General features: G+C 71.2%; 21 protein-coding genes. 13 read left to right on the top strand and 8 right to left on the bottom strand.

From position 1 onward, the window contains the following. Positions 1-150: 150 nt before the first annotated feature. Positions 151-1,098 (bottom strand): 2,3,4,5-tetrahydropyridine-2,6-dicarboxylate N-succinyltransferase, encoded by a 948-nt coding sequence (gene dapD / locus KOI35_RS46185; RefSeq protein ID WP_215796151.1) that lies wholly within the window; start codon positions 1,096-1,098, stop codon positions 151-153. A gap of 64 nt (positions 1,099-1,162) precedes the next feature. Between dapD and dapE the strand changes: the two genes are divergently transcribed. Next, on the top strand, positions 1,163-2,233 hold the full coding sequence (dapE, locus tag KOI35_RS46180) for a succinyl-diaminopimelate desuccinylase (RefSeq protein WP_215796150.1): 1,071 nt from the start codon (positions 1,163-1,165) through the stop codon (positions 2,231-2,233). On the opposite strand, the gene KOI35_RS46175 is transcribed toward dapE, so the two are convergent. Then, entirely contained in the window at positions 2,234-2,425 is a 192-nt protein-coding gene (locus KOI35_RS46175) for a hypothetical protein (RefSeq protein ID WP_215796152.1), read from the bottom strand. It lies immediately after the preceding gene. A 200-nt stretch (positions 2,426-2,625) separates the two neighbouring features. Between KOI35_RS46175 and KOI35_RS46170 the strand changes: the two genes are divergently transcribed. The 5 genes from KOI35_RS46170 to KOI35_RS46145 all read left to right on the top strand — a co-directional run bounded on the left by KOI35_RS46170 (position 2,626) and on the right by KOI35_RS46145 (position 13,216). Further along, positions 2,626-3,405 (top strand): LOG family protein, encoded by a 780-nt coding sequence (locus tag KOI35_RS46170; RefSeq protein WP_215796149.1) that lies wholly within the window; start codon positions 2,626-2,628, stop codon positions 3,403-3,405. A 1-nt stretch (position 3,406) separates the two neighbouring features. After that, positions 3,407-3,958 carry an LOG family protein gene (locus KOI35_RS46165; protein ID WP_215796148.1) on the top strand — a complete coding sequence of 184 codons (552 nt, stop codon included), beginning with the start codon at positions 3,407-3,409 and terminating at the stop codon, positions 3,956-3,958. A 269-nt stretch (positions 3,959-4,227) separates the two neighbouring features. After that, positions 4,228-5,244 (top strand): LacI family DNA-binding transcriptional regulator, encoded by a 1,017-nt coding sequence (locus KOI35_RS46160; RefSeq protein ID WP_215796147.1) that lies wholly within the window; start codon positions 4,228-4,230, stop codon positions 5,242-5,244. Positions 5,245-5,273: 29 nt separating this feature from the next. Beyond that, positions 5,274-9,827, top strand: coding sequence for a PD-(D/E)XK nuclease family protein (locus KOI35_RS48165; RefSeq protein WP_308121466.1), 4,554 nt, complete (start codon positions 5,274-5,276; stop codon positions 9,825-9,827). Then, complete coding sequence (locus KOI35_RS46145; RefSeq protein ID WP_215796146.1) at positions 9,824-13,216, top strand: ATP-dependent helicase; 3,393 nt, start codon at positions 9,824-9,826, stop codon at positions 13,214-13,216. The genes KOI35_RS48165 and KOI35_RS46145 overlap by 4 nt, the downstream gene beginning before the upstream one ends. Here KOI35_RS46145 and KOI35_RS46140 read toward each other — a convergent pair. After that, positions 13,213-13,623, bottom strand: coding sequence for a pilus assembly protein CpaE (locus KOI35_RS46140; RefSeq protein WP_215796145.1), 411 nt, complete (start codon positions 13,621-13,623; stop codon positions 13,213-13,215). The two genes, KOI35_RS46145 and KOI35_RS46140, sit on opposite strands and share 4 nt — an antisense overlap. 222 nt (positions 13,624-13,845) lie before the next feature. Here KOI35_RS46140 and cspE point away from each other — a divergent pair, with 222 nt between their 5' ends. Beyond that, positions 13,846-14,049, top strand: a complete 204-nt coding sequence (gene cspE, locus KOI35_RS46135) for a transcription antiterminator/RNA stability regulator CspE (protein WP_015625344.1) — start codon at positions 13,846-13,848, stop codon at positions 14,047-14,049. A 52-nt stretch (positions 14,050-14,101) separates the two neighbouring features. On the opposite strand, the gene KOI35_RS46130 is transcribed toward cspE, so the two are convergent. Then, positions 14,102-14,815 carry a lysophospholipid acyltransferase family protein gene (locus KOI35_RS46130; protein WP_215796144.1) on the bottom strand — a complete coding sequence of 238 codons (714 nt, stop codon included), beginning with the start codon at positions 14,813-14,815 and terminating at the stop codon, positions 14,102-14,104. Between the two features lie 121 nt (positions 14,816-14,936). On the opposite strand from KOI35_RS46130, the gene KOI35_RS46125 reads away from it, so the two are divergent. Continuing rightward, positions 14,937-15,134, top strand: a complete 198-nt coding sequence (locus KOI35_RS46125; RefSeq protein WP_215796143.1) for a hypothetical protein — start codon at positions 14,937-14,939, stop codon at positions 15,132-15,134. A gap of 35 nt (positions 15,135-15,169) precedes the next feature. Next, the gene (locus KOI35_RS46120) at positions 15,170-16,036 is read left to right on the top strand and encodes a hypothetical protein (RefSeq protein ID WP_215796142.1); all 867 of its coding nucleotides are present in this window, start codon (positions 15,170-15,172) and stop codon (positions 16,034-16,036) included. A gap of 123 nt (positions 16,037-16,159) precedes the next feature. Here KOI35_RS46120 and KOI35_RS46115 read toward each other — a convergent pair whose 3' ends face one another. The 4 genes from KOI35_RS46115 to KOI35_RS46100 are packed head-to-tail and all read right to left on the bottom strand — an operon-like array spanning position 16,160 to position 19,282. Further along, the gene (locus KOI35_RS46115) at positions 16,160-17,056 is read right to left on the bottom strand and encodes an ABC transporter permease (RefSeq protein WP_215796141.1); all 897 of its coding nucleotides are present in this window, start codon (positions 17,054-17,056) and stop codon (positions 16,160-16,162) included. Beyond that, positions 17,046-17,801, bottom strand: coding sequence for an ABC transporter ATP-binding protein (locus tag KOI35_RS46110; RefSeq protein WP_215796140.1), 756 nt, complete (start codon positions 17,799-17,801; stop codon positions 17,046-17,048). The genes KOI35_RS46115 and KOI35_RS46110 overlap by 11 nt, the downstream gene beginning before the upstream one ends. 12 nt (positions 17,802-17,813) lie before the next feature. After that, positions 17,814-18,875, bottom strand: coding sequence for an ABC transporter substrate-binding protein (locus KOI35_RS46105; RefSeq protein ID WP_215796139.1), 1,062 nt, complete (start codon positions 18,873-18,875; stop codon positions 17,814-17,816). Further along, positions 18,872-19,282, bottom strand: a complete 411-nt coding sequence (locus KOI35_RS46100) for an RrF2 family transcriptional regulator (RefSeq protein ID WP_215796138.1) — start codon at positions 19,280-19,282, stop codon at positions 18,872-18,874. Before KOI35_RS46100 ends, KOI35_RS46105 begins: the two co-directional genes overlap by 4 nt. 125 nt (positions 19,283-19,407) lie before the next feature. Here KOI35_RS46100 and KOI35_RS46095 point away from each other — a divergent pair, with 125 nt between their 5' ends. From KOI35_RS46095 to nudC, 4 genes are read left to right on the top strand one after another with little or no spacing between them, the layout of a single operon-like run. Next, positions 19,408-19,929, top strand: coding sequence for a hypothetical protein (locus tag KOI35_RS46095; RefSeq protein ID WP_215796137.1), 522 nt, complete (start codon positions 19,408-19,410; stop codon positions 19,927-19,929). A 25-nt stretch (positions 19,930-19,954) separates the two neighbouring features. Continuing rightward, the gene (locus KOI35_RS46090; protein ID WP_215796136.1) at positions 19,955-21,262 is read left to right on the top strand and encodes a M16 family metallopeptidase; all 1,308 of its coding nucleotides are present in this window, start codon (positions 19,955-19,957) and stop codon (positions 21,260-21,262) included. Next, complete coding sequence (locus KOI35_RS46085; protein ID WP_215796135.1) at positions 21,259-22,578, top strand: M16 family metallopeptidase; 1,320 nt, start codon at positions 21,259-21,261, stop codon at positions 22,576-22,578. The genes KOI35_RS46090 and KOI35_RS46085 overlap by 4 nt, the downstream gene beginning before the upstream one ends. Then, positions 22,575-23,546, top strand: a complete 972-nt coding sequence (nudC, locus tag KOI35_RS46080; RefSeq protein ID WP_215796134.1) for an NAD(+) diphosphatase — start codon at positions 22,575-22,577, stop codon at positions 23,544-23,546. Before KOI35_RS46085 ends, nudC begins: the two co-directional genes overlap by 4 nt. The last annotated feature ends 64 nt before the right edge of the window (positions 23,547-23,610 follow it).

Below are 23,610 nucleotides of genomic sequence, written 5' to 3'. Positions count from 1 at the left end.
TAGCCCGAGAGCTCTACCAACTCATCACCCAGGCCATCACCACACCCGCTTGACATCCATAGGGGCATCACCGGTATGCGACCGCCCTGCGGCCGACGTCAGCCACCACCTGGACCGCACCGCAGACCCGCGTGATCCGCCAGACGCGCCCTAAGAGTTGGCGTGCAACGCCGCGTTGAGCTCGATGCCCTGCCCCTTGCGCGGCTTGGCCTCGAGCGCCCCGGTCACCGAGTTGCGCCAGAAGAGCAGGCCGTTGACGCCGGAGAGCTCGCGCGCCTTGACCACCCGGCCGTCCGGCAGTGTGATCTTCGACCCGGCGGTGATGTAGCAGCCGGCCTCGACCACGCAGTCGTCGCCGAGCGAGATGCCGATGCCCGCGTTCGCGCCGAGCAGGCTGCGCTCGCCGATCCGCACCTTGTCCTTGCCGCCGCCCGAGAGCGTGCCCATGATGGACGACCCGGCGCCGACGTCGGAGCTGTCGCCGACCACGACGCCCTGCACGATGCGGCCCTCGACCATCGACGTGCCGAGCGTGCCCGCGTTGAAGTTGGCGAATCCTTCGTGCATCACCGTCGTGCCCGAGGCCAGGTGGGCGCCGAGGCGCACGCGGTCGGCGTCGGCGATCCGGACGCCCGACGGCACCACGTAATCAGTCATGCGCGGGAACTTGTCGACCCCGTAGACGGCCAGGTGGCGGCCCGCCGCGCGCTCGAGGAAGCGCAGCTCGTCGACCCGGTCGGGCGGGCACGGGCCGGCCGACGTCCAGGCCACGTTGGCCAGCGCGCCGAAGATGCCGTCGAGGTTGAGCGAGTTCGGCACCACGAAGCGGTGCGACAGCAGGTGCAGGCGCAGGTACGCGTCGGCCGAGTCCTTGATCGGGTCGGCCAGCGACGCGATCGTCGTCGGCACCACGACCGTCGACAGTCCGGGCAGAGTGCGCGGCCCGGTCAGCCCGGCGGGCAGCACCGGGGCCTCGGCCGGCGGGTCGCCCAGCCCGAGGAAACCCTCCGGATACCAGGTGTCGAGCACCTGGCCCTCGGCGGTGACGGTGGCCAGGCCGATGCCCCAGGCGGGCGAGGTCGAGATCGAGGTGTCCACGTCCCGACACTACTAAAGCCCCAGGCGAAGCGATGATTCACGTCCGGCCGGTATCGTGCGCGCTATGGCCAACCCGCTGACCCCGGACGTGTTGGTCGACCCGGTGGAGCTCACCCGCACCCTGGTCGACATCGAGTCCGTCTCCCGCCACGAGCAGGCGATCGCCGATCACGTCGAAGAGGTGCTCCGCGACGCCGCCCACCTGAGCGTGGACCGCCTCGGCAACACCGTGATGGCCCGGACGGATCTGGGGCGCGAACAGCGCGTGGTGCTCGCCGGCCATCTGGACACCGTGCCGTTGAACGACAACTTCCCGTCCACCGTCGTCGACGACCTGATCTACGGCTGCGGCACCTCCGACATGAAGTCCGGCGTCGCGCTCGCGCTGCATCTGGCGGCCACCCTGCCCGACCCGCGCTACGACCTGACCTACCTGTTCTACGAGGCCGAGGAGATCGACTCCAAGTACAACGGCCTGCACCTGGTCTCGGAGTCCCGGCCGGAGTGGCTGCTGGCCGACTTCGCCGTGCTGCTCGAACCGACGTACGGGGTGGTCGAGGCCGGCTGCCAGGGCACGCTGCGGGCGCTGGTCAAGACGACCGGGCGCCGGGCGCACACCGCGCGGGCCTGGCGGGGCAGCAACGCGATCCACGCCGCGGGCGAGGTGTTGCAGCGACTGTCCGACTACCGTCCGCGCACGGTGACGATCGACGGATGTACGTACCGTGAGGGTCTCAACGCCGTGAAGATCGCCGGTGGCGTGGCCGGCAACGTGGTGCCGGACGCGTGCGTGGTCGAGGTCAACATGCGGTTCGCTCCCGACCGCACCGAGAAGCAGGCCCTCGAGCACGTCCACGAGGTCTTCGAAGGCTTCGAGGTCGAGCTGACCGACTCGGCTCCGGGCGCCCTGCCCGGGCTGACCGCGGCGCCGGCCCGCGAGTTCCTCACCGCGGTCGGGGCGGAACCGGCGGCCAAGCTGGGCTGGACCGATGTGGCCCGGTTCGCGGCGCTCGGCATTCCGGCGCTGAACTACGGTCCCGGCGATCCACTGCTGGCCCACGCCCAGGACGAGCACGTCGAGATCGGCAAGATCCGGGACGGTGCGGCGACGCTGCACCGCTGGCTCGGGCTCTAATTAGAGAGCCGGGCGGACAGCCACTCGTCCGATCGCCCGGGCCACCTTCATCGGCGGGATCTCCATCGTGGCCTCGGGGTCGAAACCCGGCCGCGGTCGATCGCCGAACGCCATGCGGCGCTCCTCCACCACCAGTTGGATGCGGCGCTGCATGCGGCGCTGCATTTTCATGCGCTCGTATCGTGACGTCACGGTGGCTCCTTAGGCCCGGGGACCCGGACAAACCGGGCGCCGTGCGATCGTTGCCGTATCGGATCTGGTAACTGAACAGACGCCTGAGAGCTACCGTCCGTTGCTTCAATCTGGCAAAAAGGTCGCCGAGCCGCAATCCTCTTACCGAAACCCACCCGGTTGTTCACCGGGTCACTGGCCGTCCGCACTACCTTTTAGGCATGACGGACAGCACCAACGGGCGACGCAGCGGTCCGCCGGAGCGTCATCGCGGCGCGGTCACGCTGCGGCGTGAATCGATTCCGCCGAGTACGGCCGACGAGAAACTGCTCGATTCGCACCACCGGCGGGAGTGGAAGACCAAGGACGCGTGGCGGGCGCTGCGCATCCTCTCCGAATTCGTCGAGGGCTTCGACACCCTGGCCGACCTGCCGCCGGCGGTGAGCGTCTTCGGTTCGGCCCGCAGCCACCCGGACAGCCCCGAGTGCGAGATGGCCGCCGCCCTGGGCGCGGCCCTGGCCGAGGCGGGCTACGCGGTGATCACCGGCGGCGGGCCCGGCGTGATGGAGGCGGCCAACCGCGGCGCGACCGAGGCCGGCGGCATGTCGGTCGGGCTCGGCATCGAGTTGCCGTTCGAGCAGGGCCTCAACGACTGGGTCGACGTCGGCATCGACTTCCGCTACTTCTTCGTGCGCAAGACCATGTTCGTGAAGTACGCGCAGGCCTTCGTGGTGCTGCCCGGCGGCTTCGGCACGCTCGACGAGCTGTTCGAGGCGGTCACGCTGGTGCAGACCAAGAAGGTCACCCGCTTCCCGGTGATCCTGATGGGCACGGCCTACTGGTCGGGCCTGCTCGACTGGGTCAAGCAGACGTTGCTGGCCGACGGCAAGGTCAGCGAGAGCGACCTCGAACTGATCCAGCTGACCGACGACGTCGACGAGGCGGTTCAGATCATCGTGGACGCCGACGCGGCCCTCGCCGAGGCCCAGGGGACCCGCTGACGTGGCCGCGATCTGCGTCTTCTGCGCCTCGTCGAGCACCCTCGAACAGAAATACCTGGACCTTGCTTCCCGTACGGGCGAAGAGCTGGCCACCCGCGGCCACAGTCTGGTGTCGGGTGGTGGCTGCGTCGGCATGATGGGCGCGGTCGCCGACGGCACCCGCGCCGGCGGCGGGCACACCCTCGGCGTGATCCCGCAGTCGCTGGTCGATCTCGAGGTGGCCGACCTGGCCTCGGACGAGCTGATCGTCACCGGCGACATGGGTGAGCGGAAGAACATCATGATCGAGCGGTCGGACGCGTTCCTCACGCTGCCCGGCGGCCTCGGCACCCTCGACGAGCTCTTCGAGGTGTGGACCACGGCCACCCTCGATCTGCACGACAAGCCGATCGTGGTGCTCGACCCGGACGGCTTCTACGACGGCCTGCTCGCCTGGCTGGGACAGCTCGCCGATACCGCGTTCGTGCGAACCTCGGCCCTCGAACGGGTGACCGTGGTGAAGTCGATCGGCTCGGCGTTGGATGTCATCGAGGAACGGGTAAACGCGCGATAGGCGTCACGCCGGATGGGTGTCACCACACCCACCCGGCGTGACCAGGGCCCCGGCGGGCCCGCCGAACGTCGCGGGGGCGCGCCGGACGCGCTCTCACCGGGACACGCCGGTGCGCTCGCTCCGCCTCGCCGACGGCGTCGCGCCCGCCGGGGACGCGCATGCTGGATCGGTTGAGCCCGACATTGCTCCGGGAAGTCGGTCAACGTCAATTGAGCATCTGCGAACGTGCGCATGGTGCTCGATCGGGGCGTCGTGGAACACTGCGAACCATGCCCCCGCAACGGGCGACCCTGCTTCAGGTCGCACAGCGGGCCGGCGTGTCCCGCAGCACGGCCTCCTTCGTCCTGGCCGGGCGTCACCTGGACATGAGGATCTCGGAAGACGCCCGGCAACGGGTTCTCCGGGCCGCCCAGGAGCTGGACTACCGGCCCAACCTCATGGCGCGGAGCCTGCGTACGAAGGTGACCCGCACCATCGCGCTGGTCTCCGACACGCTGGCCTCCGACCCGTACGCCGGTCGGGTCATCCAGGGTGCCCTGGCCGCCGCCGTGGCCCACGGCCACCTGCTCTTCATCGGGGAGAGCGAGGGCGACCCGGTGATCGAGGAGAAGCTGATCTCCGACTTCCTCGACCGGCAGGTCGACGCCTTCCTGTACGCGAGCATGTCCACCCGCTACGTCCGGCTGCCCAAGCAGCTCAAGGGACGGACGGTGGTGCTGCTCAACTGCCTGACCCGGGGTCCCAGTCCGGCACAGCACCAGGTGATCCCGGACGAACTCGCGGCCGGCTGGAGCGCCGCCACCACCCTCATCGAGTCGGGTCACCGCGGCGGGATCCACCTGGTCGGCAGCCCGGGCGCGTTCGCCGGCAAGGAACGGCTGGCCGGCATCCGGGAGGGTCTGACCGCGGCCGACACCAGGCTGGCGGGAACCATCGAGTGCGACTGGTGGCCCGAACCGGCGTACGAGGCGGTCAGCCGCGCCCTGGCCGGTGGGCTCAACCCGCAGGCGCTGATCTGCCTCAACGACCGGATCGCGCTCGGCACCTACCAGGCCCTGCGCGAGGCCGGCCGATCCATCCCGGACGACGTGTCGGTCATCTCGTTCGACGACTCCGAGCTGGCCGCGTGGCTGCGCCCGCAACTCACCAGCATCTCGCTGCCGCACTACCAACTCGGATGGCAGGCGGTCGAGAAACTGCTCGGCCCGCCCTCCGACCCGGCCGTGTCCCGCCTGCCGATGCCGGTGCGGCGGCGCGACTCGATCGGTAAACCGCCAGTTCGATAACGTCGTACCCGCATGGTTTCCTTGTTGCCGTGAGCACGCCGGCCTCTTCCCCCGCCGCGGTTCGCCGCCCGGCCTATCGCCTGGTCCGGCGCCCGCCGACCGTCGTGCCGCCGCTGCTCACCGATCCGATCCAGGCATATGTGGCCGCCCACGTCGACGGTCCGCTGCTGGTCGTCGGCGGCCCCGGCACGGGCAAGACGACCACGCTCGTCGAGTCGGTCGCCGCCCGCATCGCCGACGGCGTCGACCCCGAGCGCATCCTGGTCCTCACCTTCGGCCGCCGTGGCGCCACCGCCCTGCGCGACCGCATCGAGGCGCGCATCGCCGGCGATCCCGGCCGCATCGTCCACGAGCCGCTGGTGCGGACCTTCCACGCGTACGCGTTCGGCCTGCTCCGCCGGGCCGCGGCCGAACGGGGCGAGCCGTCCCCGAGGCTGCTCACCGGCCCCGAGCAAGACCTGATCATCCGCGAGCTGCTTGCGGCCTCCGTCTCGGACTCCTCTGTGCCGAGCTCCTCTGTGCCGAGCTCCTCTGTGCCGAGCGACGACCCCATCGGCTGGCCTCCCGCGTTGCGCCCCGCGCTGCCCACCCGGGCTTTCGCCCAGCAGCTGCGCGACCTTCTCCAGCGTGCCGCCGAGCGTGGCATCGGCGCGGTCGAGCTGGCCCGCCTGGGCGAGCGCCTGGGCCGCGACGACTGGCCGGCCGCGGCCCGCTTCCTCCGCGAATACGTGGCCGTCCTGGCCCTGCGCGACATCACCACCCGCGGTTCCTCGGCCTACGACCCGGCCGAGTTGGTCCGCGCCGCCTCCGGCCTACTCGCCGACACCCCGGCCCTGCTCGACGACGAACGCCGCCGCCTCGACTACGTCTACGTCGACGAACTGGCCGACACCGACCCGGCCCAGATCGAGCTGTTGTCCCTGGTCGCCGGCGGCGGCAAGCCCCTCGTGGCCTTCGGCGACCCCGACGCCTCGATCTACGGTTTCCGCGGCGCCGACCCGGCGGCCGTGGCCAACTTCCCCACCCTTTTCCGTACGCCGTCCGGCGCGCTCGCCGAGACTCTGACCCTGCACACGAACTACCGTGCGCCGGCGCCCCTGCTCTCGGCCACGTCCCGGGTGGCCCGCCGCATGCGCGGCCCGATCAGTCATCGCCCGATGCACCCGCCGGCCCCGTTCATCGGCCCCGAGCCCCCACCGCCCGCCGACACCCCCGCATCCGGTTCGCTGCCCGCCGGGTCACCTGCGCCGTCTGCCGGCTTGTCCACACCGGCCGTCGGCGTTGGGTCTTTGCCCGCCTCGTCCGCTAAGTCCGCGCCCACGCCCCGTTTCCGCGTGCCGGCTCAGGCCACTCCTGCCGCCGACTCGTCCACCACCTCCCCCGATCGCGCGGATGCTCCCGGCGATCCCGACGCCGACGCGCCCGTGCCGGGGTCTGTGCCTGGGCTGGCGTCGAGGTCCGAGTCCGGGGCCGCGCCTGTGCCGGGGTCTGTGCCCGAGCAGGCGTCGCCCCGCGAGTCCGGGGCCGCGTCCGAGCCCGCGTCTGTGCCAGGGCAGGCGTCGGCGTCCGAGCCCGGGGCCGCGTCCGTGCCGGGCTCTGTGCCTGGGCAGGCGTCCGAGTCCGGGGCCGCGTCCGTGCCGGGCTCTGTGCCTGGGCAGGCGTCCGAGCCCGAGGCCGCGTCCGTGCCTGGGCTTGTGCCTGGGCAGGCGTCCGAGCCCGCGTCTGTGCCTGGGCAGGCGTCGCCCCGCGAGTCCTGGGCTGCGTCTGTGCCGGGGTCTGTGCCTGGGCTGGCGTCGCCCTCCGAGCCCGGGGCCGCGCCTGTGCCCGGGTCTGTGCCTGGGCTGGCGTCGCCCCGCGAGTCCGGGGCCGCGTCTGTGCCCGGGTCTGTGCCTGGGCAGGCGTCCGGGGCGGCGAGGCGCGTGGGCGGGGATCGGTCGGGCGGGCTTCCCGCGGGCGAGGCCGTGGTCCGGACATTCCGGGCGGCCACCGCCGAAGCGGCCTATGTGGCCCATGCGCTGCGCGAGGCGCACCTGCTGCAGGGTGTGCCGTGGTCGCGGATGGCGGTGGTCCTGCGCAGCACGTCGTTGCAGCTGCCGTCGTTGCAGCGGGCGCTGGCCGCGGCGGGTGTGCCGACGGTGACCTACGCCGAAGACCTGCCGCTGCATCTCCAGCCCGCGGTGGCGCCGTTCCTGCTGCTTCTGCGGTGTGCGCTCGACCCCGACGCCCTCACCGAAGAGACCGCCGTCGCGTTGCTGCACTCGTCGCTCGGTGGGGCCGACCCGCTGGCCGAGCGGCGGCTGCGGCAGGGGCTGCGGGCCTTGGCGCTGTCGGCCGGTGACCGGCGTCCGTCGGGCGAGTTGCTGGTCGACGCCGTTCGCGATCCGGCCGGGCTCGACATGGTGGAACGCCGCTGGGCCGCGCCCGCTCAGCAGGTGGCCCGGCTGCTGGCGACCGCGCGTGAGGCCGCCGCGGCGCCGGGGGCCACGGCCGAGCAGGCCTTGTGGACGGTCTGGCGGGAGAGCGGGCTGGCCGACCGCTGGTATGCGATGAGCACCCGCTCGGCCCCGATGGCCGACAACACCGATGTCGCCCGCGCCCGGCAGTGGCGGGCCGAGGCGGCCGACCGCGACCTCGACTCGATGGTCGTGCTCTTCGACGCGGCCGCCCGCTTCGTCGACCGGCTGCCCGGCGCACGCACCGAGGTCTTCCTCGACCACGTGCTCGGCCAGGACCTGCCGGCCGACTCGATCGCGCCCAGCGCCGACCGGGGCGAGGCGGTCCGGCTGCTGACCGCCCACGCCGCCAAGGGCCTGGAGTGGGACGTCGTGGTGCTGGCCGGCGTGCAGGAGGGCATCTGGCCCGACCTGCGCCTGCGGGGCAGCCTGCTCGGTTCGGAACGCCTGGTCGACGTGCTGGCCGGCCGGGCCGCCTCGGGCCAGGCGGCCGTGGTCGGTCAGACGTCGGCGCTGCTCGACGAGGAGCGCCGGCTCTTCTACGTGGCCACCACCCGCGCCCGCCACAAGCTCATCGTCACCGCGGTCGCCTCGGCCGGCGTCGGCGGTTCCGAGGGCGAAGAGCAGCCCAGTCGGTTTTTGAGCGAGCTCGGCCTCTCCGACGACGACTCCGGCACCCCACACCCACCCGACGCACCCCCACCCACCGACCCACCCCCACCCCCGGGCCCCGACCTCTGGGACACCGACCCCGACGGCACCCCACCCCCCGACGACACCCCGGACTCCGACGCCACCCCCGAGGACGCGACGGGCTCCGACGCCGCGACGGGCTCCGACGACGTGCCCAGCTCCGGCCACGTGCCCAGGTCCGACGCCGCGCCGAGCTTCGACGCCGCGCCTAGCTCCGGCGACGCGCCGAGGTCCGGCGACGTGCCCAGGTCCGATGCCGTGCCCAGGTCCGATGCCGTGCCCAGCTCTGACGTCGCATCGGGCAGCACTCCGCACGCCGAGCTCGGCTCGGACGGCACCGACCTCGCTGGTCCGCCCGACCTGTTTCAAGCCGCCGCCGAGGCCGCGGAGGAACCGCCCGACGACGACCCGGGGGAAGCGGCGCTGGTCGACGCGCCCGAGGAACTGACCGTGGCCCGGCCGCCGCGCGCGCTCACGCTGGCCGCGCTCGTGGCCGAACTGCGTACGGTGGTGGTCGGCTCGGACCAGACGCCCGCCCGCAAGCGTGCCGCCGCCGCCGAACTCGCCAAGCTCGCCGCTGCCGGCGTGCCCGGCGCCCACCCGGACGAGTGGTGGGGCCTGCGCCCGCTCTCCGACGACCGCCCGCTGGTCGACGAGGGCGAACCGGTCAAGGTCACCCCGTCCTCGATGGAGAGTGCCCTGCGCTGCAGCCTGCGCTGGCTGCTCGAACGGCACGGTGGGGCCGCACCGCCCGGACCCGCGCAGGGCGTCGGCAACCTGGTGCACGCCGCCGCCATGCTGGCCGAGGACGCCAACGCCGACCGGGAGAAACTGGTCGAATACGTCAGCGCCCGGTTCGACGCGATCGAGCTCGCCGCCCGCTGGCTGGCCGGTCCGGAGCAGGAGCGCGCGCAGGCCATGGTGGACAAACTGCTGCGCTGGCTGGCCGTCAACCCGCGCCGGCTGCTCGCCATCGAGCACGAGTTCACCGTGCGTCTCGAGGACGAGAAACGCCCGATCCAGCTCACCGGCCGGGTCGACCGGCTCGAGATCGACGACGAGGGCCGGCTGGTCGTGATCGATCTCAAGACCGGCAAGTCGACCGCCGTGGCCGCGGCCGAGGTCGCCGAGCACGCCCAGTTGGCCGGCTATCAAACCGCCGTCGCGGCCGGTGCGTTCGCCGATTACGGGGCCGAGAGCGGCGGCGCCGCGCTGGTGCAGCTCGGCCCGGGCAAGGATGCCCGCGAGCAGATGCAGCTGCCGCTGGCCGACGCCACCGACCCGCAGTGGGCGCACGAGATGGTCAAGCGCACGGCCGAGACGATGGCCGCCGCCACTTTCTCGGCCGTCGCCAACAGCCGGTGCCGGGTGTGCCCGGTCCGCACGAGCTGCCCGATTTCCGGTAAGGGCCGACAGATCGTGGATGAAGGCAAGTGACCCAACCGAGTCTGTTCGCCGACGAACCGGTGACGCCCCGCCGCCGTGCCGATTCGGGCCCGCGCTACACCCCGGAGGAGCTGGCCCGGCTGCTCCGGCTGCCGCGGCCGACCCCGGAGCAGTCCGAGATCATCTCGGCGCCGGTCGAGCCGCTGCTGGTGGTGGCCGGGGCCGGTTCGGGCAAGACCGAGACGATGGCGTCCCGGGTCGTCTGGCTGGTCGCCAACAGCTATGCCCACCCCGACGAGATCCTCGGTCTGACCTTCACCCGTAAGGCCGCGGGGGAGCTCGCCCACCGGGTACGCACCCGGCTCGGTCAGCTCATCCGCCGGCTCGGCCGGGACGACGCGTTCGCGGGTGAGGCCACCATTTCGACCTACCACTCGTACGCTGCCCGGGTCGTCACCGAGCACGGCCTGCGCGCCGGGTTCGAACCGTCGGCCCGGCTGCTCACCGAGGCCGCCCGCTGGCAGATCGTCGACTCGCTGGTGCGCTCGTACACGGGCGAGATGACCGGGGTGAACCGCGCACCGGGCACGGTCACCGACGACGTCCTCGCGCTCTCCGGTGAGCTGGCCGAGCACCTGGTCTCGCCGGACGACCTGTCGGCGTGGACCGGCCGGTTCTTCGCCGAGGTGCAGGAACGGCCGGGCAAGGTCTACAAGGATGTGGCCGACGTGCTGTCCCGGCAGCGCCAGCGGCTCACCCTGCTGCCCCTCGTCCGCCTCTACGAGCAGCGCAAACTCGATCTGGAGGCGATGGATTTCGGCGACCAGATGGCCCGTGCGGCGCTGGTCGCCCGGGACCATCCCGAGGTCGGCGAGATCGAGCGCGGCCGCTTCAAGATCGTGTTGCTGGACGAGTATCAGGACACCAGCCACGCCCAGGTCACCATGCTCAACGCGCTGTTCGGCGGCGGTCACCCGGTCACCGCGGTCGGCGACCCGTGCCAGTCCATCTACGGCTGGCGGGGTGCCTCGGCGGGCACGCTCGACCGTTTCCCCGACGAGTTCACGTTGCCCAGCGGCGATCCGGCCCGGGTCGGCAGCCTGACCCGCAGCTGGCGCAACCGCCCCGAGATCCTGCGGGTGGCCAACACCCTGTCGGCCCCGCTGCGCGCGTTCGGGGCCCGGGTGACCGAGTTGCGGGCGGCCGAGCGGGTGTCGGGGGCGGTCGGTGGCCGTACGGTGGCCTGCGCTCTGTTGCCGACGTTCGCCGAGGAGGCCGACTGGATCGGCGACTCGATGCTCACCGCCTGGCGGATCACCGCCGGGATGCCCCGCGCGCTGCCCGAGGAGATCCCGGTCGAGAAGCGCCCGACCAGTGCCGTGCTGGTGCGCGTCCGCAGCCAGATCCCGGCGATCGAGGACGCGCTGCGCAAACGCGGGCTGCCGGTCGAGGTGGTCGGCCTGGGCGGCCTGCTTGACACCCCGGAGGTACGCGACGTCGTCTGCACGATGCGGGTGCTGGCCGACCCGACCGACGGCGCCTCCCTGCTGCGCCTGCTCACCGGGGCCCGCTGGCGGATCGGCCCGCGCGACCTGGTGGCGCTGCACCGGCGGGCGCGCGGACTGGCCGCCGCCCGGGCCGCGGTGGTCACCGGGGCCGAGCCCGACGACATCGTGGCCGACCGGCTCGACGACGCCACGCTGGTCGAGGCGATGGCCGATCTGGGCGCGCCGCAGCAGTACTCGGCCGAGGGATTCGGACGCCTGCACGCGTACGGGCGGGAACTCAGCTCTTTGCGGCAGCGTCTCGATCAGCCTCTGCCCGATTTGGTGGCGGACATCGAACGCACCATCGGGCTGGATGTCGAGGTGGCCGTGCGCGGGTGGGCGGCCGGTGATGCCGGGCTGGCCCGCGGGCATCTGGACGCGCTGGCCGACACCGCCGCCCGCTATTCGGCCGAGACCGACGGGGGCACCCTGGCCGGTTTCCTGGCCTTCCTGACCGCGGCCGAGGAGGAGGAGCGGGGTCTCGAGCCGGGTCAGGTCGACGTGGTCGAGGGCGCGGTGCAGATCCTCACCGCGCACGCCGCCAAGGGCCTGGAGTGGGACGTCGTGTCGGTGGCGGGCCTGAGCAAGGGCGTGTGGCCGGGTCTGGTCCGCAACTCCGACCACTACCTGATGGGGATCGGCGTGCTGCCGTTCCCGCTGCGCGGCGACTCCGACGGGCTGCCACGGCTCGACCTCGACCCCGCGACCGATCAGAAGGGCGTGCTGACCGCGGTCTCCACCTTCGGGACGGCCTGGCGCGAGCACGACGAGCGGGAGGAGCGCCGGCTGGCCTACGTCGCCGTCACCCGTCCGCGGCGGCTGCTGCTGGCCTCGGGCTACTGGTGGGGCGACGGCGTGAAGCGTCCGCGCGGCCCGTCCGTGTTCCTCGACGAGATCCGCGCGACCTGCGAGGAGGGCGCGGGCGTGGTCGACGTCTGGACGCCCGAACCCGCACCCGACGCCACCAACCCGGCGGCCGAGGTGGTGGTCAGCGTGCAGTGGCCGTTCGACCCGCTGGGCCTGCGCCGGCCGGCCATGGCGGCCGCGGCCGACCTGATCCGCCGCATGATCAGCGCGCCCGATCCGGAGGCGGCCGAGGCGTTCGCCGATCTGGCCGCCGACCACCCGTCGATCGCCGGCCGGGCCGGCCTGGCCGCCGAACTGGTCGGCCTCCCGCGGCAGAACGAGGCTGGTGAGGACGCCGACATCGAGCGCTGGCGCCGCGAGGCCGATCTGCTGCTGGCCGAGCGCGACGAGCGCACCCGCCGCGACGGCCCGCTCGAGGTGGCCCTGCCCGCCCACCTGTCGGTCTCCCAGCTGGTGGTGCTGCGCCGCGACCCGCAGGCGCTGGCCCGCACACTGCGCCGCCCGCTGCCGCACCGGCCGATCCCGCACGCCCGGCGCGGCACGGCGTTCCACGCGTGGCTCGAGCAGCGGTTCGGCGCGGTCCGCCTGATCGACATCGACGAGCTGCCGGGCGCGGCCGACGACGACGCGGCCGGCGACGAGGAGCTGATCGCCCTGCAGCAGGCGTTCCTGGCCGGCGAGTGGGCCGACCGGACCCCGATCGAGGTCGAGGTGCCGTTCGCGACCACGATCGCCGGGGTGGTCGTGCGCGGCCGGATGGACGCGGTCTACGCCGACACCGCCAACCGGTTCGACGTCATCGACTGGAAGACCGGCCGCCGGCCCGAGGGCGCGGACGCCGACGCCGCCGCGGTGCAGCTGGCCGCGTACCGGCTGGCCTGGGCCTCGCTGGCCGACGTGCCGCTCAACCGGGTGCGGGCCGGCTTCCACTACGTCCGTGACCAGGTCACCGTGCGCCCGGTCGACCTGCTGGACGCGGACGGGCTCGCCGCCCTGGTCGAGCGGCTTCCCGAACGAGTGATTTAGGCAGCGCCGGCCGCCGCCAGCAGGTGCAGGAGCGCGGCCGCGTACGCCTGTTCGACGTTCTCGCCCGCGAACGAGCGTTCCTCGCCGAGCAGGTCGATCCGTACCTCGTAGCCGGCCGGCCCCCGGGCCAGTGAGCGGAATGTGCCGCCGAGCAGTTCCCGCAGCTGATCCTCCCGGGGCAGCCAGACCGTTTCGTCCAGTTCGACGTCGTCCATGGCCCACTCGGTGGTGCCGTTGAAACCGATCACCCTCCCCTCCGGCATCGAGTAGACCTCGATCGTCATGTTGCTGAGCACGAACACTTCTTCGTCCAGATCGCGGTCGGGAATGGCGAAGCGATCGCCGATCGCCGGCTTCCAGGTCAGACCGGCTTCCCTGAGCTGCTGTGCGAGTTGTACGCCGATCACCGTCAGGCCTCCTTGAACGTGTTAGGCTCTCCGCGTTGTCAGTTTGGTTCCCAAGCACGTAGGAGCGCCTGTGGGGAAGTCTGCCCCAGGCGCTCTTTGTCGTAACCCGGGTCTTCCGGTACGGGCGATCAGTACGGCAGCACGAGACTCGCGAAGTGTGGGTCTTATTACTTCGTTCCCGTCCATGTTGGGCGAGAGCGATCGACCGTCGAGGAGACGATCATGGTTACCGGCGTTGTGAAGTGGTTCAACGCGGACAAGGGCTTCGGGTTCATCACCCCGGACGACGGCGGCGCCGACGTCTTCGCCCACTTCTCCGCTATCCAGACTTCCGGCTACCGCAGCCTGGACGAGAACCAGCGTGTTGAGTTCGAGGTGACCCAGGGCCAGAAGGGCCCGCAGGCCGCGAACATCCGCCCGCTCTGAAGTAACTGAAAAGCGCCGCATCCCCTCGGGGGTGCGGCGCTTTTTCGTCCCGTCAAACAGCCGCGGCCTGCGGCAGAGGGGCCGTGCCGCCCATGTGGGCGGGCAGCCACCAGCGGTCGTCCGGACCCGAGGGCTTTTCCGGGTACGCCTTCTGGGCCGCGTCGAGCAGTTCGCTCAGACGGTCTTTGAGCAGGGCGGTGAGCGCGTCGGGGGAGGTGCCCTTGGGCATCTCGATGGCTTGGCCGATCTTGATGATCACCGGCACGTGCCGCTTGGTCAGATCTTTCTTGCGGCCCTTGGTCCACAGCCGGTGCGGACCCCAGACGGCCATCGGGATCAGCGGCACCTTGGCCGAGCGGGCCAGCCGGACGGCGCCCGACTTCAACTCCTTGACCGTGAACGACTCGCTGATCGTGGCCTCGGGGAAGACGCCGACGATCTGGCCGTTGCGCAGCGCCTCGTTGGCCTCGCGGAAGGAGGCGGCACCGGCGTCGCGGTCGACCGGGATGTGCCGCATGCCGCGCATCAGCGGGCCGCTGACCTTGTGGTCGAAGACCGCCTTTTTCGCCATGAAGCGCACCAGGCGCTTGGCCGGCTGAGCACCCAGACCGCAGAAGATGAAGTCGAGATAGCTCACGTGGTTGCTCGCCAGCACCGCCCCGCCCTCGCGCGGGATGTTCTCGGCGCCGTCGATCTCGATCTTCATGTCGAGCACCCGGAACATCGTCTTGGCGAGGGCGACGACCGGCGGATACACGAGTTCCATGGCAAGACGGTAGCCGAACTCGCTGAACTTCTCCTGGGTCAGGTGCAACGCCGGAGCCCGATCGTGCGTCTAAAGAATTATCGGCTGTTTATGTAACGCACTTGATCTTGGAGGTACCGGCATGCGCGGACCATCCGCCCGCCGGGAATTCGGATTCGTACTCGCGCTCGCCGTGGCCGGCCTGGCGCTGGTACTCGTGGTCGCTTTCGCGCCGTGGTATCCGGTGCCCGGCAGCTCACCGGAGGTCAGCCCGACGATGTGGCAGCAGGTCACCGCTTTGTTCGGCGCGGCCGAGGCCGGCACCACGCCGACGCCGTGACCTGATCCCCAGGCTCGTGGTGTTCACTGGGTTTCATGTCCGAGCAGATACCGCCAGGTTCCCGGTTCGGTTCCGGCCTGGTCACCACCGCTCCGGGCACACCGCCGCCCCCGCCGCCGCCCGCCCCGCCGGAAGATCCGGAACGTCCGGACGGACCCAGGCGGCGCCGTCAGCAGATGCTCATCTTCGGCGGCATCGCGGGGGCGATCCTGGCCATCGGTCTGACCATTGTGCTGATTCTGGCTTTCTCGGGCGACGACCCGTTCCACTCCAAGGCGTCCGCCCCGACCGACGTACGCCCGCCGCTGGCTCAGGCCTGCCCGGCCCCCACCGGCTCGCCGAGTGCCGCGCCGACCCAGACGCCGAGTGCGTTGCCGCCCGAGACCGGGGCGCGCACCACTGACACCGAGGCCGGCATCTCGTACAAGGCGTACGGGCCGCCCTGGGAACCATGGACCGACACCTGGCGCGCCGGGACCCTCGAGGTGCCCTACAAGGTGGGTCAGCACTTCGTCACCGAGCAGTACAGCGGCGGCAGCTACCACGCCTCGATCCTGTCGGCGGCGGTGCCCGCGGCCGACAACGACGCGGTGACGCTCAACCTGGAATGCGTGGGCCGGCAGGTCGCGGCGGACGTGCGGGCCGAGTACTACCCGCAGCCCAACACGATGGACCCGATCCGCGACGAGCTCACCACGGTGGGCGGGCGGCCGGCCTACGTGAGCGAGTTCCGCCTGCACTTCACGGCGCCCGGACTGACCGCCACCGAGGAACTCTCCGCGGTGGCGGTCATCGACGTCGGCAAGACGACCGCGGCCGTCCTCTACATCTCGATCCCCGGCACCCACAAACAGTGGGACTACGTGATCGACGACGTCCTTGCGTCTGTTCGCCCCGTCTAATCGCAAGCGCCGCCGGTGAGATGGCAGTCGATTTTTCGACGGCTGCGGGGTTTGCAGACGGCGGAAAATCGCCTGCCATCTCACCGGTTACAAGGCGCTTGCCGCGGAGCGAAGCGGAGCCATCTAGACCAGCCCCCAGCGCTTTCTGAGAGCGTTGTCGGCTGCGTTGAACAGCACGTCGATCATGATGCCGATGATCAGCACGACGATGATGTAACAGATCACCAGGCTCGAGTCACTGAGATCACGGGCCTGCTGCATCCGTACGCCGATGGACAGCGCCCCCGGCACGATGACCAGCAGCTCACCCGCCATCAGGCTGCGCCACGAGAACGCCCAGCCCTGCTTGAGCCCCGAGATGAACGAGGGCAGCGACGCGGGCAGGATCAGGTGCCGGTACTTGGCGAAGCCCCGCATCCCCAGCACCTGGCCGACCCGCAACCACGTACGCGGGACGTAGTCGATGCCGCTGATCAGACCGTTGGCCACCGACGGCGCGGCCCCCAGGATCACCACGAACAGGATGGCGCTCTCGCTGAGCTGGAAGAGCAGGATGGCCAGCGGGAACCACATGATCGAGGGCATCGTCTGCAGGCCGGTGATCAGCGAGCCGATCGCCGCCCGCAACGGCGCGAACTGGGACACCAGCGCGCCGATGACGGTGCCGATCACCACGGCCAGCAGGAAGCCGGTGAAGGCCCGGGTCATGGTCACCCGTACGCCGTTCCAGAAGTCGCCGGTCGTGATGACGTTGCCCAGGTCGGTGAAGACCGTCTCGGGCGACGGCAGTACGTAGATCGGCTTCCACTCCGACCAGACCACGATCTGCCAGACCAGCAGCACGATCGCGATCGCGGCCAGCTTGGGCCAGGTGCTCTTCCAGATCCGCTTGCCCGGGTTCGGCCGGACCTGCTTGGGCCCGAGTTCGAGCGCGTCGAGCCCGGCGACCTCGTTCGCCTCGCGCTTGTCCGGTGTGCGTTGAACCGGCGCCTCGACCGCGGGCGGGAGATTACTGGGCATGGCGGGCGACCTCCGCGCGGAGCCGGTCGGTGATCTCGGCCGCCTGGCCGGACACCTCGGGGGAGTCGATGCGGCGCGGGCGCTCGTGGGTGATCGGGTAGTCCTCGATCACCCGGCCCGGCCGGCTGCTGAGCAGGATCACGCGGTCGCCCAGCCGGACGGCCTCGCGCACGTTGTGCGTCACGAACAGAACGGTGAGCTGCTGCTCACGCCAGATCCGCTCCAGCTCGTCGTGCAGGATGTCGCGGGTCATCGCGTCCAGCGCGCCGAACGGCTCGTCCATCAGCAGGATGTCGGCGTTCTGGGCCAGCGCGCGGGCCAGGGCCACGCGCTGGCGCATGCCGCCGGACAGCTCGTGCGGGCGCTTGTCGCCGAAACCGCGCAGCCGCACGATGTCGAGCAACTCGTCGGCCCGCTTGCGGCGCTCGGCCCGGGACACGCCCTGCAGCCGCAGCGGCAGCTCGACGTTGCCCCGGACCGAGAGCCACGGGAAGAGCGCGGCCTCCTGGAACATCAGCGACACCTTGCGGCCGCCGATGTCGAGCGCACCGCCGGTGATCGCGTCCAGACCGGCCACCAGCGACAGCAGCGTGCTCTTGCCGCAGCCGGAGGCGCCCAGCAGGCAGACGAACTCACCCTGGCGAACGCTCAGCGAGACCCGGTCGAGGGCCAGCAGATCGCCGTAGCTCTTGGAGACGTTCTCCAGCCGTACGACCGCTTCGGTCTTCTCTTGCAGGAGGCTCATGGCTCAGGCCTTTCAGGCGGCGGCGTCGCTGACCTCGGGCTTGCCCGCGGCCTTGAGCAGCTCGTTGAGCGGCCCGAGGTCGTAGATGCCCTTGAGGTCGACCGGCTTGAGGAGGCCGACGTCCTCGGCGTGCTTCGCGCTGGTGAACAGCGACGAGGCGACCGGGTCGGCGGTGAAGGTCAGGTTCTTGAACGAGGCGGCGAGTACGTCGTCCTTGAGCGGCTTGCCACTGAGCGCCTTCAGCTGCTCGTTGGCGGCCTTCTGGGCGTCCGCGTTGTTCTTCTCGATGTAGTCGAGCGACTCGAGGTGGCCCTGCAGCAGCTTCTTGACCGTGGCCGGGTACTTCTTGAGGAACTCCTGCGTGACGATCAGGTGGGTGGTCACGAAGAGACCCGACGGCCACAGGTCCTTCTCGTTGACCAGCACCTTGCCCTTGCTCTCCAGGATCAGCCGGCTGAAGTTGGGCTCGGGCACCCAGGCGCCGTCGATCGAGCCCTGCGCGAAGGCCTGCAGCGCGGTCGCGTTGTCCTGCGGCAGCACCGACACGTCGCCGCCACCCTGCTGGTCGGCGTTGAGGCCGTTCTCCTTGAGCCAGGCGCGCAGCGCGACGTCCTGGGTGTTGCCGAGCTGCGGGGTGGCGATCTTCTTGCCCTTGAGGTCGGCCGGGGAGTTGATGCCCTCCCGGACCACCAGGCCGGCGCCGCCCGAGGTGCTGCCCGCGATGATCTTCAGGCCGGTGCCCTTGGACTGGGCCCAGCCGTTGATGGCCGGGTTCGGTCCGATGTACGTGGCGTCGATGGCACCGGAGAACAGCGCCTCGATCGCCGCCGGGCCGGCGTTGAACGTCTTCGTCTCGAGTTTGGTGTTGCCCAGCGCGGTCTGGAAGTAGCCCTTGTTCACGCCGATCAGGGCGGGCGCGTGGGTGATGTTGGGGAAGTACCCCAGGCGGATGCTCGCGGCCTCGTCGGTGCTGCCACCCGCCGCCTCGTCATCGCCACCGCACGCGGCCAGCAACGATGCGGACAGCAGGGCGGTGGCGGCGACGGCAAGCGCACGTATGGTGCGGGAGGTCATGCGGACTCCTTGATGGTGGAGAGTTCAGCAAGCGTTTTGTGGTCGACGACGCCCTCGATGGCTTCCTCGACCGCGACCCACACGTCGTGCAGCCCGAAGGCGGCTCCGTGGTAGGTCGCATGGGTGGTGGGCAGACCGCGGACGGTGGCCAGGGCGCCCCCGACCGCCCGGACCACGTCGCCCACGGTGATCTCTTCGGCCGGCCGGGCCAGCGCGTATCCGCCGTCGACGCCGCGGTGGCTGTGCAGCAGGCCGGCGCGGCGCAGGTCGAGCAGGATGCCTTGCAGGAAGCTGAGCGGAATCTCCTGGGCGGCGGCGAGGGTGGCCGCCTTGACCAGGCGGGGATGTTCCGCCGTGACCGAGAGCATGGCCCTCACGGCGTAATCGGTACGTGCCGAGACGTACACGTTTCCCCCTGTCCGCCGAAACCCGCGTTCACCTATCTAGTGGATAGGAATGATGGTCTAAGTGGGGATTGCCGTCAAGGCCGATCCGCGATGCGGGAGGACTCGTCCGGGGTACCCTGCGCGCCGTGGGGAACGAGAAGACGACATCCGTGCACGTCGGCCTGCATGAGCTCGACGGTCTGCGCTGGCCCAAGGAGCCGCTCAGCGGCACCGGTCCGCGTCGCCCGATCGCCGTACCGCTGCCGCGCCTGCCCTGGTCGACGGCCGCCGTCGAGGTGCCGCTGGGGGAGAGCGCCGAGGGCGGCATCGCGCGGGTGACCCGGCTTCGCAAGATCTTCGGGTACGGGGTGGCGCCCACGATCATCCTGCTTTTCGTGGTGGCCGACGTGCTGCTCCTCTGGGGCCGCTTCGGATCGCTCGATGTGCCCGGCGGCCTGTTCGGGGTGTTCGGTGTGGCCGGGGTGGTGCTCATCCTCACCGGCCTGCTGCCCGACGTGGTGGCGAGAGCGACCGGGACCCCGTACGTCTCCCGCGGCCGCTTGCGTTTTCCGGCTGCCCGCAACGACGTGCTCGGGCAGTTGGTCAAGCTCAACCCGCAGATCGACGTCTCCGGGTGGCCGCGTGGTGACCTGCAGTCGCGACGCTGACCTGCAAAGGCGCTAATGTCATTTTGTGGCGCGCAGAATCAAGATCCCCGCGACGAAGTACCCGGTGGAGCGATTCACCCTGGCCAACGGATTGCGGGTGGTGCTCACCCCCGATCGCAGCGCCCCGGTCGTCGGGGTCGCCGTCGTCTATGACGTGGGCATCCGGTCCGAGCCCGAGGGCCGCACCGGCTTCGCCCACCTCTTCGAGCACCTCATGTTCCAGGGCTCGGAAAACCTGGAGAAGCTCGCCCACTTCCGGCACGTGCAGGGCGCCGGCGGCACCTTCAACGGCTCGACCCACCTCGACTACACCGACTACTTCGAGGTGCTGCCGTCGGGCGCCCTCGAGCGGGCGCTGTTCCTCGAGGCCGACCGCATGCGCGGGCCGCGCCTGACCGAGGAAAACCTGCTCAACCAGATCGACGTGGTCAAGGAAGAGATCAGGGTCAACGTCCTCAACCGTCCGTACGGGGGTTTCCCGTGGCTGCGGTTGCCTCCGGTGATGTTCTCGACGTTCCCCAACGCGCACGACGGTTACGGCTCGTTCGGCGATCTCGACAGCGCGACGGTGGAAGACGCCCAGGCGTTCTTCGACCGCTACTACGCCTGCGGCAACGCGACCCTGGCCGTGGCCGGTGACTTCGACGTGGCCACGGCGACCGAGATGATCCACCGCCACTTCGGCGACGTCCCGGCCCGCCCGGCCCCCGCGCTGCCCGACTTCCACGAGCCCGACCTGACGAGCGAGAAGCGCGACGTCTACACCGACAAGCTCGCCCCGCTGCCCGGCGTGGCCAGCGCGTGGCGGGTGCCCGACCCGATCGGCGACTTCGAGAACTACCTGCCCTTCGTCGTGCTGGCCGAGGTGCTGACCGACGGCGACGCGTCCCGCCTGGTCGAGCGTCTGGTGCAGCGCGACCGCACGGTCACCAGCATCGGCGGCTACATCGGCTTCATGGGCGACGAGTTCCAGGTCCGCAACCCGACCGCGATGCTGCTGCAGGCGCACATGCCGCCCGGTGGCGACGCCGAAAAGGTGCTCCGCACGGTCGACGAGGAGATGGACCGCCTGGCCGCCGACGGGCTGAAGCCGGGCGAGCTCGAGCGGGTCCAGGCCCGCATCGCCACCCACCTGCTGCGCGACACCGACGCGGTGCTCGGGCGGGCTCTGCCGATGGCGGTGCTCGAGCTCCAGCGCGGCCGTCCCGAGATGCTCAACGAGCTGCCCAAGCTGGTCGGCGAGGTCACCGAGGCGCAGATCGTCGCCGCGGCCGCCACCCTGCGCCCCGAGCGGCGCGCCACCGTCGAGGTCATCCCCGGAGCTGCCGCATGAGCACCAAGACCCTGCCCGACCTGATTCCGGACGCGAAGCTCAAGCTCCCCAAGCAGGCCGAGCGCACGCTGGCCGGTGGCCTCACCGTGATCGCCATCCGGCGGACCTCGGTGCCGCTGGTCGAGCTGCGCCTGCGGGTGCCGTTCGGCAAGGCCCCGCTGGCCCGGGCCACTCTGCTGCCCCAGGCGCTGTTCACCGGCACCGGCACCATGTCGAGCATCGACATCGCGGCCGAGCTGCAGGCGGTCGGTGGCGGACTGTCGGCCGGGCTCGACCCCGACCGGCTGGTCGTCAGCGGCAACTCGCTGGCCTCGGGGCTCGACCGCATGCTCGAGATCCTGGCCGCGGTGCTCACCGACCCCGCCTACCCCAACGAAGAGGTGGCGACCGAGCGCGACCGGCTGGTCGACCACATCCAGGTGGCGCTGACCCAGCCGTCCCACCTGGCCCGCACGGCCCTGCTCAAGCGGATGTTCGGCAAGCACCCCTACGCGGTGCAGACGCCCGAGCCCGAGCAGGTGCGCGCGGTGCGTCCGGCCCAGCTGCGCACCCTGCACGCCGAGCGGGTCCGCCCCGAGGGTGCCGTGCTGGTGCTGGTCGGCGATCTCAACCCGGAGAAGGCGATCGACGCGGCCGAGAAGGCCCTGGGCAGCTGGACCGGCCCGGCCAAGACCGTCGAGATGCCGCCCACCCCGCCGCTCGAACCCGGCGCCCTGCTGCTGGTCGACCGGCCCGGCGCGGTGCAGTCGTCGCTGCGCATGGCTCTGCCCGCCGTCGAGCGCACCGACCCCGACTACGCCGCCCTGCAGATCGCCAACCTGATCTTCGGCGGCTACTTCTCGTCGCGCTGGGTCGAGAACATGCGCGAGGACAAGGGCTACACCTACGGCCCGCACACCGCGATCGAGCACTACCTGGCCGGCTCGACCCTGACGGTCTCGGCCGAGGTCGCGACCGAGGTGACCGGCCCGTCCCTGCTCGAGACCCTGTACGAGCTGGGCCGCATCGCCAGCCTGCCGCCGGCCGAGGACGAGCTGGAACAGGCCCGCCGCTACGCCCTGGGCACGCTGCGGCTGGGCATGTCGACCCAGGGCGGCCTGGCCAGCCTGGCCAGCATGTACGCGAACTTCGGCCTGCGTCTCGACCACCTTCCGCAGTACTCGGCCGCGCTGGCCACGGTGACGCGCGAGCAGGTGGCCGACGCGGCCGCCCGCTTCCTCGCCCCGACCCGGGCGGTCACGGTCGTGCTCGGCGACGCCGAAAAGGTGCAGGGCCCGTTGTCCGCGCTCACCGCGGTGGAACGAAGCGCGGAGTGAGCGCCCCCGAGGAGCCTGACGTCCGGGAACAACCGGGCGCGCAGGTCGACGCGCCACCCCTGGCGCGCAGCACCCTCGACCGGGCCGCCGAGCACCGCACCGACGACGAGTGGCTGGCCGCGGCCTGGGGTCGCGGCCAGGTCGTCGTCGTCGACCTGAGCAAAGGCGGCCGTACCCTGGCCGACGACGGCCGGCTCGTCCTGCTGCCCGCGGCCGAGGCACCCGAGGCCGAGCGCTGGTTCCTCGGGGTCGACCTCGACGGCACCCCGCTGTGGGCCGTCGACGCGCCGCTGCCCGAGATCGACGGCGCCGAGGGGGTGACCCTGCGCGACATCGGGCACCTGCTCGACGCCCGCGACGCCGGTGTCTTCACCACGGCCGTGGCCCTGGCCAACTGGCACGCCAGCCACAAGTTCTCGCCGCGCACCGGCCTGCCCACCACCTCGGTCGAGGCGGGCTGGGCGCGTAAGGACACCGAGGGCAACCTGATGTGGCCGCGCACCGACCCGGCCATGATCGTGCTGGTCCACGACGGCGTCGCCGGTCCCGAGGGCCGCTGCCTGCTCGGCCACAACTCGGCCTGGGGTCGCGCGGCCGACGGTGGCACCCGCTTCTCGTGCCTGGCCGGTTACGTCGAGCCGGGCGAGTCGGCCGAGGCCTGCGTCGCCCGCGAGGTCGGCGAAGAGGTCGGGCTCACCCTCACCTCGCTGCGATATTCCGGCAGCCAGTCGTGGCCGTTCCCGGGCTCGCTCATGCTCGGCTTCCACGCCACGGCCGACCCGGCCCAGCCGATGCGCCTCGACCCGGCCGAGATCGACGAGGCGCACTGGTTCACCCGCGACGACATCGCCAAGATGATCGTGGGGGATTACCACCATCCCGGCACAGGTGTCCCGATGGGACTACCGATGCCCGCCTCCATTGCTTTCTATCTGATTGAGCGCTGGTTGGGCGGTTTGGCCGGGTAACGGATTCAAGTTGATCAAATCAGAGAGATTTTCGGCTCGGCGAGTAACCAGATCGGCCCTCTGC

Origin of the sequence: Paractinoplanes bogorensis, assembly GCF_018829635.1 — a bacterium.
Taxonomy (GTDB): domain Bacteria; phylum Actinomycetota; class Actinomycetes; order Mycobacteriales; family Micromonosporaceae; genus Actinoplanes; species Actinoplanes bogorensis.
This window is presented reverse-complemented; position numbering and strand designations above follow the sequence as displayed.